Source organism: Mucilaginibacter aquaedulcis (genome assembly GCF_030409325.1).
Taxonomy (GTDB): domain Bacteria; phylum Bacteroidota; class Bacteroidia; order Sphingobacteriales; family Sphingobacteriaceae; genus Mucilaginibacter; species Mucilaginibacter aquaedulcis.
The window spans coordinates 319025-335164 of record NZ_JAUFPR010000003.1 but is presented as its reverse complement, the minus strand read 5'-3'; the positions used below and the strand labels follow the sequence as shown (position 1 = coordinate 335164).

Genomic DNA, 16140 nt, shown 5'->3' with positions numbered 1-16140 from the left:
ATTAATAAAATTATCATCATGATTATTACCAGTCAAACCGAACTGATGAAAAATCAGAAACATGCTGTGGTTATGGCGCCTGGCAAACAGTTCGAAGTACTACAAACACAACAGGGCAATGCTCTGTTCTTTTCTATCGGAACAAATAATGTATTTTATCTCACACGGGAAGCCTCTTTGGGTGCGCGCGGATGGTCAAGGGTTGATCTGAGTTCTGTATTGAAACCAAATGGAGGCAGCATTGCTGCCAAGCTGTTCGATGTTGCGCAGGACCTTAATTCCGGCATTGTTTATATTGCGCTTGTAGTAACCGTTAATCAGGTTGATACATTGTACCTAGCCAACCTGACATCCAATACAGATGACGATTGGAGCAATATTGCGGCCAATGGCTTAACCTGGCAGGCCGCCACCTATAATGGAAGCCATGATAATAAAGCTACCCTGAATGTATCAGACATTAACCTTTGCCAAAGCGGACAACTGCAAATGTTACAGGCCGATGTTATTCAGGGGGGCAGCAACGCCGGCAACTACGTAAACCGCTACTATGTTTCCATACCAACTGACAACAGTGCCCCGCAATGGACGTGGATACACCTGCCTTCAGCTATTTCGGCCGGTAATATTTACAGTGAAGTAGGCTATCTCAATGCAGAATCTGCCCCCGGCACTTACACCCTTTCCGGTTTGAAAACTTTAGGTTCTGCGGAAATGGAACTGATATTCAGCTCTTTTTATAATTCAATCGATCCAACGGTTGATCCATCCCATATTGCCTTTAATTTACCCGCAGGTACTACAGCCATGGGGTTATCGCAAGCGTTGGCAACAGCAGACCCGGACAATTACACCCCCGCCGAAACTGATCTGTTTGTTGCTGCCGGAAGTTCACTTTATTTCGTTGATCACTCCCGTCAAACGCTGGCCGATGTATCATCCGGACTAATTTACACCCATAACCTGCTCTCCGGCGTACAAAGGCTGCAGGTTAATAATACAGCCACCCAAACCATTTTATGGGGACTAAATGAGGCAGGTCAAATCTTTTATATGAAATGTAACGTTGGCCAGGAAGCTGTACCAACTGCCTGGAGTTATCCGGTTTCCATTTTGGAAAATGTACTGGCTGTGGCACCATATATACATACTGTACAAAACAGCCTGGTTATTTTTGGGCAAGTTAATACAGGTACTGAATCGGTAATTACCCAAATGACCCAGGATACCAGTACAACTCACTGGATAGAAAGGAATATTGTGCTGCCCGGTACTGATCCGGAAGACTATGTTGAGTCCTTTACTTACACTACGCACATACAACTTACAGATAACTCGAATGTAGTATTGGTAAATCAGAATGTATCAATCACATCCAGCTCGGCATGTACTTTATATATTAACGATGCCTATCATGTGCTATATCCTGATGATCCGCTTACTATTACATGTGATACCAACGGGGTAATTACCTTGGTACAATCAGTAGATACGCTGGCTGGTGTATGTTTCAGTATTACAGATGGATCCTCAACTCCGGAAATTGTTAACCCGCTGAATAATCTTGTTGCTAAATTGGATGGCATTAATCTCGATAGCGTAAATGGTTCGGTATCTGATGAGATGGGAAAAAGCAAACCACTATTGGATGCATCCGTTACTCCTCAGGAAAGGAGTGATCTCGTTACATATATTCAGCAGTTTATATCACTCCACACAGCTGTTCCTTCAAATGGCTCGCCGCAACCCGATGATGCCAATGCAATCAAAAATGCTGTAGCGTCATCGGCTGTATTTGGCATGCACGTGTTGGATGGAAAAATGCGGTATTACGGGAGCGAAGAGGAGGCAGCGGCCCTCGGTGTAGGGCTCATCGTTCAATCTGCAAAGCTTCAGGCGGGTAAGCTACTTGGGAGCGATAACACACTTGAACTACTTGCCGGTGACGGATGGAAATGGTTGAAATCAGAGTTTGCAAAAGTAGAGCAATGGGAAATACAAAAGTTTGGGGCAATCAATCATTTCATATTCACTATAGCAGAGAAAAGTTATCATTTCGCTTTAAAATGTGCGCATGATATTGCCAACGGCATACATTTCGTACTGAATAAAATTGCAGTGGCGTTTGAAGATATGGTGAAGTGGCTCGGATCAATTTTTGCATGGCACGATATCCTCAATACGCACGCCGTACTGAAACAGTTATTTCTTAAATATATCAGGAGCAAAATTGCAAGTGTGGATACTTATAAGGAAGACCTGTCTGTATTGATCAGCAATTTAGAAACTGCACTTAATTCATGGGCTGGTCTGCCAACGGACAGTTACTCCAGCAATGCATCATCAAACAATACAAGTACTCCAAAGAGTACACCGTCATCCAATTGGGGATCTCATCACGCTCAGAACAATGCAACTAACGGCCAGGACAGCGCATCCGCGGCTGATCCGTCATCGGTAATGACCGATCTGATTAACGCCGTGGATGATGAAGGCGATATCCTGTGGTCAACAATACAAAAATTACAAGGCGTTTTTGACAATGCATCTACTATGACTATGGATCAGATGGTGAAACAAATAGTAGATATCATTTTAACCGCACTGCTTGATTCAGCAAACAACATCATCACTAAGTTATTTGATGTGATAGAAGCAGCCTTGACCGGTGTTGAAAAAGTGCTGGATGCCACGATCAAGATACCTGTTATCTCTCCGGTGTACAAATTTTTTACCGGTTCGGATTTAAGTATACTGGATTTGGTGTGTTTGCTGGCTGCAATTCCGGTTACTGTATTCTACAAGCTGGAAAATGACGCTCAAGCCCCTTTTACAGCAGGCGATGTAACTACATTTACCAATGCAGCAGATTTGACAGCTATAGCGAATTTATGCTATACGAAATCAACTTCCAATGTAAAGCCCTCTAACACGCAATCACTTGGTGTTAACTGGAGTTCGCTTTTACCACCAGAACTGAACAAAACACCGCTTTATGACAAACTGGAATTTGCAGGAAATATTGCTGGCTTGATTGGCGGATGCTTAATCGGGGCTTTAACCGTGACCCGGTTGATGCCCGCATGGAAGGACAGTACTTTTTTAGCAAAAGTAGCAACCGCAGCGTATGTTCCCTATATCGGGCCAGATATCATACAGCAAATCAACATTACCTTTCTTGAAAAAGAAAGCTCTCCATGGTTTGTGTGGAGTAACAGCCTGGCCTCTGGAGCTGGACTTTTCAAGGCCCTGGTAGATGTAGTCAAGTTTTCTCCCGGCGCTCCGCCGGTACCAGCGGCAGGTGAAGGTGAAGATGCGGCGCCACCAGCGCCGGTAGTGAATACACTCAGAGGGCCGTCAAGTATTACCAGACCCGGGGCCAAAACCTATGAATTTTGGGGGCCAGTACTCGACCTTATTATAAATTTTTTATGGGAGGGGCCTGTGATTGGACAGTACATCGCATCAACAAAACAACTGAATGATAAACTGGGTATTGCAGGAAACACATTGTTTAATGTGAGCGGAGTTATATCTCCTTTAGTTAACTGGACAAAAGGGGATGTGCAAGCCGTAGCCGCGGGAATATCATGTATATTGAATGTCGGTTACGGAGTATTAACTGCAACTATTTCACTTGATAAACAACCTGTCGACTCATAATCATATTTTATCTGTGCAAGCATTTGATAAAATTTACATAGGAGATTAAAAGTTAAAAAACAGCCGTCACTTTTGATTTGACGGCTGTTAGAATTTAAGTTTGAAAACAGACAACTTAAACTATACGGAAAAATTGGTCCACCGCTCTTCGGTGTTAACCAAGCGAACCTTAGCTCTCCCTGAATACTTTTTTAATATACTTCAAAATGACGAAGCCCTCAACGGTGGTTCGAACTACGCCCAGTAAGGTTTTTCTATAAATGCCCAAATGCGCTTAAAACGCGCATTTGTTCCAATAAATGGTTCGAATTTAGTCCAGCCTTAGGAGCAAAGTCCCGCACGTCCACGGGTTTTTTTTATGCCTTAGATTTTTGAATTTATTTATAGTTGGGGACTACGGGCATATTTGAACGTAGTAAAGTAGCTCGGACAGCGGGGGGCTATTTTGTTTTATAGCTACAAGCCTACTTCATCTTTACTTATCTTTAGCATAAAATTCCTGAGATGAACTTCTTTGTTAACCTATTTCGTCGTAAGATTTCAAAAGAGATAATTTTAGAAAAAGAATTAATTGTACAGCCAATAGGCATCACAGCCAAGAAAAAGCAATTAATTTTTGTTAAAGACTCGCTTAAACCTTTATTAAAAGTCGCGGGCTATAAAACGATTGGCAATAAATGGTGGAAAAAACACGAACCATTTTTTAATTTAATCGAACTTCAGAATTTTTCCTGGAACTCTCGTAATTCAGTTGATTTTTGTTTCAACTTTACAACAGGTTTTATAAGTGACGTCACGAATCCCCAAAAACCTACGATTCACGATGGTATTCTTTACGTAAGAGAGAATTATTTCGGAGTCATACAAAATGATTATTGGAGAGGAGCAAACAGTTATCACATTGATAACAATACGGATTTGAGCAAATTTACTGAGCAGGTGCTAAATGACTTTAAATTGCTGATTCTTCCAAAATTTAACTTATTAACGAATGAGGATTCTATTGTTAGTTTTTACTCCGATGAATTTTTGGGCCCTCTCGTAAAACAAAGCCTAACACTTGGGCATAAGAATGTTCGAATTGATAATTAATCGAAGTTCGATAAATCCAGTCTGGATTAACATCAGAATCTACTTAACTTATTTAAAAGACGTAATTGATCTAAAAATCGGTTCGAATTTCGCCCAGTCAGGGGAGCAAAGCCCCGCACGTCCGCGGGGCTTTTTTTATGCCTTGAATTTTGGATTTATTTATAATCGGAGATAACGGAATTATTAGTTTAGTTCAGCATTTATTACTTGGCCTGTTTTGTCGGAACTTGCTGCTAACGGTTCATGATTCTTCCGCCAGGGAGGAGTAATAATTTTTCCTTGTTTGCGGCTCAGGATTAAAAGTATGATGGTTGCAATAGTGCAAAATAAGGTTGCCTGAACCGAGCCTTCGGGCCCAAATAGTCCGCCGGTGAGCCATTCAGGCCCTGTTATTTTAGAAGTTATTAAAGTTTTTGAAAGGGTATTTCCTGATACATTTGCACCGAAAATGGCCGATTGCGTAAAATTCCAGGCAAAGTGAATAGCTATCGGGAACCACAAATTTCTTTTATAGATATAAGCCGCCGCAAGTAACAGGCCGGCCTGTATAGCAAGCCCAATGCCCGCAATAACGGAACTATGTGGATTAGCAAGATGCATGGCGCCAAATAAGGCGGCTGAAATGGCCATAGCGAAATAAGTTCCCAATCTTTCCTCCGTAATTCTAAATATTATCCCTCGTAATAATATTTCTTCAATAACAGCCGAAGTAAATGCCGTGATCAGCGGTAGTATTACAAATTGAATGGGATTGACCGATATCACTGAATACCCGCCGTTTAAAAATATTATTAAAATGGTTAAGGATTGTAAAATTGCGCCCAAACCAGCGCCTATGGCAATATTTTTAACAATGCCTTTTTTTGACAATTCGGTAATTTTCCGTTTTTCGTAAAACTTATAAAGATACCCGTATGAAAGTAACGCAAGTATGGCGACAAACAATCCGCTTAACAATGACTTTAGGTCTTTATTTACGCTTGTAAATAGTAGCTTTTGTATAAAGAACTGTCCAAGTCGAACTGTTGCTAGGCAGGTAATAAGACCGAGTATGATCCTTGTTAAAGAAGTGTGTAAGATTTTTTGCAGAATGTTGGTTTTCATTGATGATTTTAAGGGTTAAGTTTTTAAAGATTTATAGAAAATCTTTTGCGTTTGATTATAAACTACATCTATTGTTACAAACGATTATTCAGTATAGAGAGCACAAGCCCGCGCGTTGGATGAGGGGCTTTTTTTATGCCTTATAATTACTATTATTATCAAGTATATATTACTAAAGAGTTCGCTTGTCTTAGCGGTTCGATGTTTTAGTGTGCTGTTATCCGGTAAACTTTGTGTCTTATCTAAAATCATTCTTTAGAGCCTTTTGGGATTTACGCTGATAGAAAGGTTGAAAAGTTCCATAAGAAACAGTCATGGCAGTACCTATAAATTATCAGGTTGTTTATTTTTCCATGAAACAGCCGATCAGCAGAAGGGTTTGATATTTATCATATTATCCGGTTGTTGAGACAAAGGATACAAAAAGCTCACTAATTCCTTCCACTGAATGATGATAAAGCATGACCATAGGTGTTGAGATGCTAAAAGCCAGCTGGAATACTGATTTTTGGGGTAACTAAATCTTTTTAAACACAGAAAGGAAATAAGCAGGATGGTGTGCAGTGTAAAATGCCTGCGGGTAAACGTCTCCTTTTAAATTATAACATATCGTCAACTTACTATTTTCAATCTGATAGATAGCAGTTAAATGCCTTCCATTATTTGTGCCATCAGTGCTGTAAATATCTAAATTTCTGCCCTTGACCCTGATAATTCCTTCATCTGGTTTTTCAGATAATACAGTGTAAGTACTGCCGTTAATCATCAACCGTGGAATGATAAAATCTTTTGGCAATAAGGTTTTGCCATTAATTTCTTGGTGAACAGGTAACCACTCACCATCTGGTTTTAGCAGCTTTTTGATCATATGTAAAGATATATTAGTTTCACTTTACATAAAAATAACATTAAATACATATTGTTCCTAAGGTTAAAAAGCGTTCAGAACTGACTGTATTAATAGGTTGGCATATCCTGAATATCTTTTTAGCTTTATACTTCAAAGTACTGAGATGACCAAGCATATTCCGACTTATGCATTAGATAATCTTCATGGAAAGGATAGCGACATTCCGGATGTGCTTTTTTTGTCTCAGCCGTTGAACCAGACCAAAGAGCCGCTTATCATTCCTCACCGTACCAATTATTATGGTATCGGCATTTGTTTAGCCGGTGAGGCTCGCCTTGCAGCAAACCTGGAAACTTATGAAATCATCCCTGATTGCCTGATCGCAATGTCTCCGCATGTTATTAAACAATGGCACTTTAAATCCGATGACTTTCGTTCTTTCGCTATCCTGTTTTCAAAAAACTTCCTTAATTCTTCCGGTGAAACCCTTACAGACCGCTTTCCTTTTTTTGAAAGCGTAGCCAGGCATATATTTTTGCTGTCGTCTACAAATGCGGAAAATCTCAAACGTTTCGTGCAATTTATCAAGGAAAAATCCGATCGGGATAACAAATTTAGCGATGAAGTTACCAGATCACTCATCAACGGGCTGCTATACGAGGTTGCTTCGTTGTATGAAGAGTATAATTTAAACATGGAAGCCGTGCAAACCAGAAGCCAGCTACTGGCGGCCGACTTCAAAAAGCTGGTGAATCAAAATTTCATCAGCGAACGCAGCGTAAGTTTTTATGCGGAGCGGCTATTTATAACCCCTAATCACCTCACCGAAACGGTAAGCGCCGTAACCGGTAGAACTCCGGGAGCATGGATAGCAGAGGCGGTTGTATTAGAGGCCAGCGTCCTGTTACACAACCCTGCACTTACCGTTGCGCAGATTGCTGAATACCTTCATTTTTCTGACCAGTCTGCTTTTGGAAAGTATTTCAAAAACCTGAAGGGGCTTTCTCCCGTAGCCTACCGCAAAGGATAGATTTCATTTTCCATTTATTTGACCAAACTGTCCATTTTCCCGACCTGTATTTGTGTCCCGCTTTGCCGGAACTTTGTGTGTATAAGTAACTGAATTATGAAAACACCAAAAAAATGGAAAATGGCACTGATCACCTGGCTTTGCATTTATCCACTCATCAATATCATATTCGTGACCGTTATGCCACTGATCGTCAGCTGGCATCCGTTACTGAAAACCCTGCTAACCACAATTATCCTGGTTCCGCTCATGGGCATATCCATTAATTTACTGCGCAAACAGGTTGGCGATTGGCTTTACAAATAAATTAAAAGTATATACTATGAAAGAACATTTAATCTGGCGTTATGGCGTTAAGCGCTATGATACTCAAAGAAAAGTGACGCCGGAAGATATAAGGGAGCTGCAAAATGCCATCAGACTTGCGCCATCTTCTTACGGTTTACAACCCTTTAAAGTACTTTTTATCAGCGATCAAGAATTGCGTGCAAAACTAAGCATCGCTTCCTTTCACCAGCCGCAGGTTACTGAAGCTTCTTGTCTGGCCGTATTTGCCGTTGAAACCGACATCAATGAGATATTTATCGATGCGTACTTTAATGAAATTTGCCAAACACGCGGTGTGAAACTCGAAGGTAATTTGTTGAAGCACCGTGATTCGGTCGTAAGCTCGATCAACCGAAAATCTGAAGAAGAAAAATGTAATTGGGCCAGCCACCAGGCTTATCTCGCTTTGGGCTTTATGCTGATGGAGGCTGCGTATTTGAAAATTGATGTAAACGCTATGGAGGGTTTTATGCCATTGCAGTATGACGAAATTTTAGGACTGAAAGACAGTGGGCTGCGCGCAGCCGTAATCGCCGGTATTGGTCATCGCCACTCCGATGACCTTTATCAGCACCAGGTGAAGGTGCGCAGGCCTGAAAATGAAATTTTTATAAACCTCTAAACTTAAAAAAATGAAAGCGCAGAAAATTCCATTTGGGAAAATACTCATTACAATTGCAGCCATGTGGTCTGCCGGCGGATCCTACATTTTTGATTGGAACCATACGCATATCTATAATCCGCGCTGGCCACCGCATGCCAAGTTCCATAACGCCCAGACAATGTTATTAGGTACTAGCCTTGGTCTGTTATCTTTATGGATACTTTGGCTGGAAAAGTTAGATGAAATCCTCAAAACCCGAATCGCTGTGTTTTTAGCCAGCTTTTACTGGCTGACTCAAATGGGCGCAATACTTTTTCCCGGAACTGCACTGACCGATCCGGAATTCGCCTATCCTGGTGAACCGCCGCATCAGCTGATAGTTGACCTGGTTATGCTTGCGATTCTGGCAATTGCCTGGACGCTGGAAATGCGCAGGATCAGGAAATTTTCCTGAAATCTTTCATGGTTGACTAAACCTGTAGCCAATCTTTTTATAAGGGCCTGTGTTTACATGAGTATCTTTAAATTTCCGGCACTAATTCAGAGGTTAAGAAAGTCTGTTGGCGACGCTTGTTTTTTACGGGCATAATTCTTCAAGAATAGTCAACAGGTTCAATAAGGCCGGGCTTTGATCATCAGTTCGCCAACTAACAAAAAGATCACTATAAAAAGGTAATTCAATAATACGGATACCAGGTGTGCCATGGCTTGCAAAGCCTGTGGGTAAAATGGCTACTCCCAGGCCGCGGGATATCAGCCCAAGGATACTTGAACCAAAATCAGATTCATAAATGAGCCGTGGTTTGACACCATAAGCTGAAAATATCTTCTCTAAAAAAAGAAAATAATGACTTTGCCTTTTAGCAACAGGAAGCATAAAACGCTGGTCGGCCAAAGTTTCGGGCGTTATATCATCAATATTTGTGAACGGATGCCCGGTTGGTATAAAAAGAGCCACGGACTCGCTTTTCAATTTCCTTGAGCTTATCTCGGACGAAGAGCTAACCTGCCGGGTGAAAGCAAGGTCGATCTTATAATTTTGCAGTGATTCCTGGATGTTTTCATATAACAACTGGAGTAATTCGACGGTTAAATCCGGGTAGCTCTTGTTAACGCGTAACATAAAATCGGGCAGTAACGAAGCCGATATGGAATCAGGGTGTGCAATACTGATATGCCCGATTTCGCCTTGATTTATTTTCCTGGCAAATGAATTGATGTGGTCAAGTTCATCCAGAAGAACATCCCATTTATTAGCCAAAAACTTTCCGGCCGAGGTCAATTTTACATTACGTTTATCGCGAAGGAATAAGGACACACCGATTTCTTCTTCCAGTGCCTGAATCTGCCTGCTTAGGGCTGATTGAGTGATATTCATCTTACCGGCAGTACTCCAGTAATGAAGTTCTTTGGACAGTTTCAGGAAGTTTTTTATTTGCTGTATGTTCATAATTAATGAGAAAAATTCATCAGTTTATGCAAAATAAGCATTTTTAGGAATTAATATATCCTTTAGTTTTGGTTCCAATAAGACAAAAGAAATTCTTCTTTAAACGTTCATGAAGCAATGATCTCACTCACCCGCAGGGAATTAATCAAGAAAAGTACTATCGCCGTAGCAGCACTTTTACTACCTTTCAAACCAAATGCTAAAAGCCTCGTTTCCATAACAAATAAAATGAATATGAAGGTCACGCCATTTAAAGCAGCTGTTCCGCAAGACGTTTTAGACGATTTAAAATTTCGTTTAAAAAATACACGATGGCCTGATCAGCTAAACGATTCCGGCTGGAATTACGGAGCTAACCTCTCCTACATGAAGGAGTTGGCGGAATATTGGCAATCCAAATTTGACTGGCGAAAGACAGAGAGTGAAATAAACGCCTATCCGAATTTTATTGCTGAAATAGATGGCCATCAGATTCATTTTATGCAAATTAAAGGCAAAGGCAAGCAATCTTTTCCACTTATTATCACCCATGGCTGGCCAGGCTCATTTTTAGAAATGATGAAGATGATCCCCCTGCTTACAGAAGATCCCGATCATTCTTTTGATTTAGTTATTCCTTCAGTCCCTGGTTTTGGGTTCTCGGGCAAGGTTACGCAGCCGGGCTGCAATAGTGCGTATGTAGCTGATTTATGGCATCAACTCATGACAGGGTTGGGTTATGACAAATATGGCGTGCAGGGCGGCGATATTGGTTCGGGCATTAGTTCGTGGCTGGCACTACGGTACCCGGCAAATGTTACCGGGCTGCATCTGAATTATATCTCCGGCTCTTACAAGCCATACCTGCCTGATGGAGAAAAACTATCAGATGAAGTGCTGGCTTTTCAAAAGACTGGCGCGGAATGGTCGGCAAGAGAAGGAGCGTATGCTTACCTGCATGCTACAAAACCGCTTACAGCGGCTTACGGCCTCAATGATTCACCAATGGGGTTGTGTGCCTGGATAGTAGAAAAATTTAATGGATGGAGTGACAACCACGGAAATATCGAAAATGTGTTCACCAAAGAAGAGCTGCTTGCCAATGTCACCTTATACTGGGTTACGCAAACGATACACTCTTCGATGCGCATTTACAATGAAAATAGCAAGAAACCGCTGGCTTTCAAAAAAGATGAATTTATACATGTGCCGGTAGCTTTTGCCAAATTTCCTAAAGAATTACCTACACCGCCACGTGCCTATATAGAGAAAGGATTTAATATACAGCATTGGACGATTATGCCCGCCGGCGGACATTTTGCGGCTGTTGAACAACCTTTACTGCTGGCCAATGATATGAAGGATTTTTTTGGAAAACTCTGATTTTACACAAAAAAAAATATGTAATAAATAAAAACAGGCTGCTCCGGTAAATTGGGGCAGCCTGTTTTATATCAGTAGTTTCAGACTATTATATATATATTATTCGGAGGCCGAAACGGCCGAATACTCTTTTGTCACTGAAACTTATTTACCGTAAGTAATTTTCAGGAATTCTTCTAATTCCATTGGCTTTCTTCCGATTAAATGTTTTACATCACTTCTTTGCGTATCGAACTCGCCGTTTGCCATGCCATCGCCGAACGAGCCTAAAAATGAAGCGAGTTCTTTCGGAACACCTGCATTTACAACGGTATCGATAAAAGTGTTAGCATCCGGTTTATGGTAGGTGATCTTTTTACCCTTAATAGCTGATAAAAGTTCTGCGATATCATCAAATGAATAAGCCTTTTCACCCGCGATGGAGTAAATCTTATGCTCATGTCCGGTACCCGCCAAAACCTCTGCTGCTGCTTCAGCCATTTCCGCTCTCGGCATAAATGGTATCTTTCCATCACCTGCCGGAAAGAAGATACCGGTTTCCAGGTAATTTTCACCAATAAATTTGTCTATTGAATCTGCATAAAGTGTGTTATTTAAAATGGTGTAGGTAATTCCGCTGTTTATAATAAGATCAGCAGTAGCTTTATGAATCCCTATAACAAATGGGATGGATGTGTGCTTCCCGTTCCTGGTTTCCTGGCTTGTGTACACAATGTGACCGACATTATTTTTCTTAGCCGCGTTGAGGACATTTTTATGCTGGTCAAGACCGTGTTCGGGGTCATTAGAAGAAATAAACAACAGTTTATCTACACCCTCAAATGCCTTTTCAAGAGATTCATAGTCATCATAATTTCCCATCTTAAACGTAATACCTTGATTTTTTAAATCACCGGTTTTTTTTTCGTCCCTTACCAAGGCTGTAATTTCACTGGCTGGAATGCCTTTCTTTAAAAGTGTTTGGATTGCTGCATTTCCAAAATGACCTGTTGCACCTGTTACTAAAATCATAAATTTGTTTTCTTTAAATTGAATATTTACATTTGTTACTCAAAGTTACTAATGATGATTTCAAAAAGTAACAGTTACCTTTTGGTAACAATGAAAAATAGTGGTAACCTAAAAGTGACTAATGGAAAATAAAGTTGAAAATGCTACCTGTCCAGTTACGATGACCGCAAATTTGATAGGTGGAAGATGGAAGCTGATAATTCTGTACCATTTAAGCGGTCATACCAGGCGCTTTGGCGAAATAGCCGCACGCATACCGTCTATTTCCAGAAAGGTGTTAAGCCAACAACTGAAAGAACTGGAGGAGGATGGATTGATCATTCGTCAACAATTTAAAGAGATTCCGCCCCGTGTAGAATATTCTTTAAGTGAGCTGGGGGAAAGTCTCAAGCCAGTATTGCATCATATGGAAAGCTGGGGCATTGAAACGATGTTGAATGCCCGATCGAAAAAAGTTTAATATTGAATTATCAGGATTTTTTCTAATAATTATGGAATAAACAACAAATCCCTGCTCTGAAAGAAACGGGGATTTGTTGGGATCTTGTTCTTTTGAAACAATCGTTTTGGCGCTTTGTAGGTTAATCGTTATTAACTAATGATTTGACCCAATTATTCTGATTTTTCTCGTGTTATAAATTAAAACCCGTACATACCACCCGAAACAGAAATTTGCTCACCAGTTATCCAGGCAGCATCATCTGAGGCAAGGAATACCGCAGCTTTGGCAATATCTGAAGGCTGGCCCCTGCGGCCAAGCGGTGTATTGGCGATGAACATTTTTTCATAATCGCTGCCTGCTGTAACGCCTGCGCTGGCCGCACCTTCTGTTTCTGTAGCACCTGGCAAAATAGAATTGATACGAACATTTTTTGCCCCCAATTCTTTTGATAGTGCGATGGTAAAGGCATCTAATGCCGCTTTAGTTGATGAATACAAGGAAGCATTTGGCAGTGGGTATTTGCTTGCACCCGAACTGATATTAATGATATTGCCGCCTTTATCGCCAAATAATTTCAGTGCTGCCTGGATAGTCAGTATAGGTCCCAACACATTAACGTTGAAACTCTGATGAAAATCTGCTGCTGATATCTGTTCTATCGGTGCATATCCCTGAGATACAGCGTTGTTAACCAAAACATCCAGGCTGCTGAAAGCTTTCTTTGTTTCTTCGAACAGCCTGGTTACATCAGCTTCTTGAGATACATCGGCCTGTACAGCGATGGCTATACCACCGTTTTGGGTTATTTCGTTAACCACTTTATCTGCGCCTTCTTTACTGGAGGCATAATTTACAACTACCTTTGCACCAGCTGCGGCAAAGTGTTTTGCGATAGACGCGCCAATTCCTTTGGAAGCACCTGTTATTACCGCTACTTTATTATTTAATTTACTCATGATTCTTAATTCTTCAGCTTTTTTTAGTTCTGAAGCATGCCCAAAGATGCAGCACTGGGCGGAATTGCATATTGAGATGTATCATTAAGTAGGCTTGATATAAATCAAGTTGGGGTAATGATGTAAATCACGTTTACATGGTAACTGCTTATATAAAAGGAACTTAAAAAAGCGGTGAAAAATAAAAAAGCAGAAAGCCGGACCGGTCACAACTGCTTATTTTTCAATAGCAAGTGTGTTTTTTAGTCTGGGAAAGATAAATTGAAGAAGGATTCAAAGGCGGCAAATTGAAAAAGGACTGCTCCTTAAAATACAAAAGACTTAAGGAATTTATTTTAGAGCGTTTTTTCTTATCCTGCTCAAAGTCTCCGGAGACAAACCCAGGTAAGAAGCAACCATATTTTGCGGGAATCTTTGTAGAAAATGGGGGTAGGTACTCATAAGTTCCTCATAACGCTCTTCTGCTGTATAGTTAATAGCAGCCTGCATCCTCTTCTGGGTTGCAATTGCGTTATTTTGATTGATCACATTTACCATTGCCGAAAAGGCAGGGATAGCTTTAAGATACTCTTCTATTTGCGCGTTGGTTGATTGCAGAACTTCCAGATCTTCCAGCGCTTCAATATGAAAGCGGCTTGGCGTTAACAGGTAAAAGCTTTCAAAATCGGCCAGCCACCAATTTTCTACAGACAATTTCAAAATATTCTCATGTCCTTTTTCATCTACTGTAAATGTCCTGGCGGATCCTTTGACAATAAACTCGATGTATTTGCATACATCTCCGGCCTGTAAAAAGTATTGTCGCTTTCGGAGTTTTTTGGGTTTGAAATGCGTCATCAGCAATTGCTTATCGTCCTCTGAAAGCGTTTTGCCTGACAATTTTTGCATGTAATCAAAAAATACTTCAAAACTGGACATCATACAAGTATCTAACTATTTTCAATCTAATTAAGCTATCCAATCAAGTGCAAAGCAGAACTTAGTAAACATGTTTATTTTCCGGTAATTTTCTTCCTGTGTACTATTCCCCAATCTGAAAGTTCGCTGACGATGGCTTGCAGCGTATCACCGTGTTCCGTAAGTTCATATTCAACCGTTATGGGTTGCGTTGGTAAAACGGTTCGTTTCACCAACTGGTTTATTTCCAGTTCCTTTAATTCTTTGCTAAGCATCCTGTTGGAAACACCTTCAACATCATTCAGAATATCAGAAAACCGCCTTTTTTTGTAACAGCAGATCGATGAGATTATCGCGATCTTCCATTTCCCGTTCAAAGCGTCCATGGCATCCTGCACAGACCTCATCCTTTTCTTTTGTTCCTGTTGGAACTCTGTTATTTTACACGTAGTCATGTTACTTAGTTACACCGATGTTACTATTACTTTTCAGTACAAAGTTACTTAAAATAACTTTACTGGTTTACCTTTGTCCAATAATATTTAAAAAAAGAAATCATGAGTAAATTAAAAAATAAGGTAGCCGTGATCACAGGTGGCAATAGTGGTATAGGGTTTGGTATTGCTGAAGCATTTAAAAACGAAGGCGCTGTGGGAGCAATTGTCGGCAGAAACCAGGGCACTTTAGATAGTGCTGCGGCACAGCTTGGAGGTAATTTTACAGCCATTAATGCCAATGTAACCGATCTCGCCGATCTGGAGAACGTATTTAAAGAAACGGCTGAAAAATTTGGTAAGATAGATGTGATCGTAGCCAACGCCGGCGCCGGAACCACCGGAACTGTGGCCGATACGAGCGAGGCCGACTATGACAATATGATGGACCTGAACCTGAAGAGCGTTTACTTCACTGTTCAAAAAGCACTGCCTTATATGAATGATGGTGGTTCTATTATTTTGATCGGTTCAAATGCAGCACATCGTGCTTACCCGTCATTCGGCGTTTATGGCGCTGCGAAAGCAGCTGTGATCTTCTTTGCTAAAGCGTTCTCTAACGACCTTTTAAATAGAAGGATCAGAGTGAACGTGATTACACCCGGTACTACAGATACACCGGCGTTTGACAAATTTGTTCCGGCAGAACAAATTGAAGCTGTGAAAACACATTTTGCAAGTGTAATGCCGATAGGCAGGATCGGGCAGCCATCAGACATTGGTAAAACAGCCGTTTTCCTGGCTTCTGACGATTCTTCGTTCATGCTTGGTGCAGAACTCCTTGTTGATGGTGGTATGACCTATTTGTCAAAATAATTAATCCTAAATGGCGCGGGTTTATAATCCGTGCCATTACAA

16 protein-coding genes are annotated in these 16140 nt (G+C 40.8%); 9 read left to right on the top strand and 7 right to left on the bottom strand.

Going from position 1 to position 16140, the window contains the following annotated elements:
* The first annotated feature begins 18 nt into the window (after positions 1-18).
* Positions 19-3663, top strand: coding sequence for a hypothetical protein (locus QWZ01_RS16650; protein ID WP_290325165.1), 3645 nt, complete (start codon positions 19-21; stop codon positions 3661-3663).
* 504 nt (positions 3664-4167) lie between these two features.
* Positions 4168-4755 carry a DUF4304 domain-containing protein gene (locus tag QWZ01_RS16645; RefSeq protein ID WP_290325163.1) on the top strand — a complete coding sequence of 196 codons (588 nt, stop codon included), beginning with the start codon at positions 4168-4170 and terminating at the stop codon, positions 4753-4755.
* Between the two features lie 183 nt (positions 4756-4938).
* Here the strand turns inward: QWZ01_RS16645 and QWZ01_RS16640 are convergent, their stop codons facing one another.
* Positions 4939-5859, bottom strand: a complete 921-nt coding sequence (locus tag QWZ01_RS16640; protein ID WP_290325160.1) for a CPBP family intramembrane glutamic endopeptidase — start codon at positions 5857-5859, stop codon at positions 4939-4941.
* Positions 5860-6376: 517 nt separating this feature from the next.
* Positions 6377-6727, bottom strand: a complete 351-nt coding sequence (locus tag QWZ01_RS16635) for a hypothetical protein (RefSeq protein ID WP_290325158.1) — start codon at positions 6725-6727, stop codon at positions 6377-6379.
* 145 nt (positions 6728-6872) lie between these two features.
* Here QWZ01_RS16635 and QWZ01_RS16630 point away from each other — a divergent pair, with 145 nt between their 5' ends.
* The 4 genes from QWZ01_RS16630 to QWZ01_RS16615 all read left to right on the top strand — a co-directional run bounded on the left by QWZ01_RS16630 (position 6873) and on the right by QWZ01_RS16615 (position 9124).
* Positions 6873-7739 (top strand): helix-turn-helix domain-containing protein, encoded by an 867-nt coding sequence (locus QWZ01_RS16630; protein WP_290325155.1) that lies wholly within the window; start codon positions 6873-6875, stop codon positions 7737-7739.
* 96 nt (positions 7740-7835) lie between these two features.
* Positions 7836-8045 (top strand): putative antibiotic biosynthesis monooxygenase, encoded by a 210-nt coding sequence (locus QWZ01_RS16625; protein ID WP_290325153.1) that lies wholly within the window; start codon positions 7836-7838, stop codon positions 8043-8045.
* A 16-nt stretch (positions 8046-8061) separates the two neighbouring features.
* A complete protein-coding gene (locus QWZ01_RS16620; protein WP_290325151.1) occupies positions 8062-8688 on the top strand; it encodes an NAD(P)H-dependent oxidoreductase in 627 nt (208 codons plus the stop codon).
* 10 nt (positions 8689-8698) lie between these two features.
* The gene (locus QWZ01_RS16615) at positions 8699-9124 is read left to right on the top strand and encodes a DUF6640 family protein (RefSeq protein WP_290325150.1); all 426 of its coding nucleotides are present in this window, start codon (positions 8699-8701) and stop codon (positions 9122-9124) included.
* 123 nt (positions 9125-9247) lie between these two features.
* On the opposite strand, the gene QWZ01_RS16610 is transcribed toward QWZ01_RS16615, so the two are convergent.
* On the bottom strand, positions 9248-10120 hold the full coding sequence (locus QWZ01_RS16610; RefSeq protein ID WP_290325148.1) for a LysR substrate-binding domain-containing protein: 873 nt from the start codon (positions 10118-10120) through the stop codon (positions 9248-9250).
* A gap of 117 nt (positions 10121-10237) precedes the next feature.
* Here QWZ01_RS16610 and QWZ01_RS16605 point away from each other — a divergent pair, with 117 nt between their 5' ends.
* Positions 10238-11482, top strand: a complete 1245-nt coding sequence (locus QWZ01_RS16605) for an epoxide hydrolase family protein (protein ID WP_290325146.1) — start codon at positions 10238-10240, stop codon at positions 11480-11482.
* A gap of 144 nt (positions 11483-11626) precedes the next feature.
* On the opposite strand, the gene QWZ01_RS16600 is transcribed toward QWZ01_RS16605, so the two are convergent.
* On the bottom strand, positions 11627-12493 hold the full coding sequence (locus QWZ01_RS16600; RefSeq protein ID WP_290325144.1) for an SDR family oxidoreductase: 867 nt from the start codon (positions 12491-12493) through the stop codon (positions 11627-11629).
* A 121-nt stretch (positions 12494-12614) separates the two neighbouring features.
* Between QWZ01_RS16600 and QWZ01_RS16595 the strand changes: the two genes are divergently transcribed.
* Entirely contained in the window at positions 12615-12953 is a 339-nt protein-coding gene (locus tag QWZ01_RS16595; protein WP_290325143.1) for a winged helix-turn-helix transcriptional regulator, read from the top strand.
* 179 nt (positions 12954-13132) lie between these two features.
* Here QWZ01_RS16595 and QWZ01_RS16590 read toward each other — a convergent pair whose 3' ends face one another.
* The 3 genes from QWZ01_RS16590 to QWZ01_RS16580 all read right to left on the bottom strand — a co-directional run bounded on the left by QWZ01_RS16590 (position 13133) and on the right by QWZ01_RS16580 (position 15243).
* On the bottom strand, positions 13133-13891 hold the full coding sequence (locus QWZ01_RS16590) for an SDR family NAD(P)-dependent oxidoreductase (RefSeq protein ID WP_290325141.1): 759 nt from the start codon (positions 13889-13891) through the stop codon (positions 13133-13135).
* A gap of 330 nt (positions 13892-14221) precedes the next feature.
* Positions 14222-14779, bottom strand: a complete 558-nt coding sequence (locus tag QWZ01_RS16585; protein ID WP_290325139.1) for a Crp/Fnr family transcriptional regulator — start codon at positions 14777-14779, stop codon at positions 14222-14224.
* Between the two features lie 104 nt (positions 14780-14883).
* On the bottom strand, positions 14884-15243 hold the full coding sequence (locus QWZ01_RS16580) for a winged helix-turn-helix transcriptional regulator (RefSeq protein ID WP_290325137.1): 360 nt from the start codon (positions 15241-15243) through the stop codon (positions 14884-14886).
* A 102-nt stretch (positions 15244-15345) separates the two neighbouring features.
* Between QWZ01_RS16580 and QWZ01_RS16575 the strand changes: the two genes are divergently transcribed.
* Positions 15346-16098, top strand: a complete 753-nt coding sequence (locus QWZ01_RS16575) for an SDR family NAD(P)-dependent oxidoreductase (protein ID WP_290325134.1) — start codon at positions 15346-15348, stop codon at positions 16096-16098.
* Positions 16099-16140 lie beyond the last annotated feature (42 nt).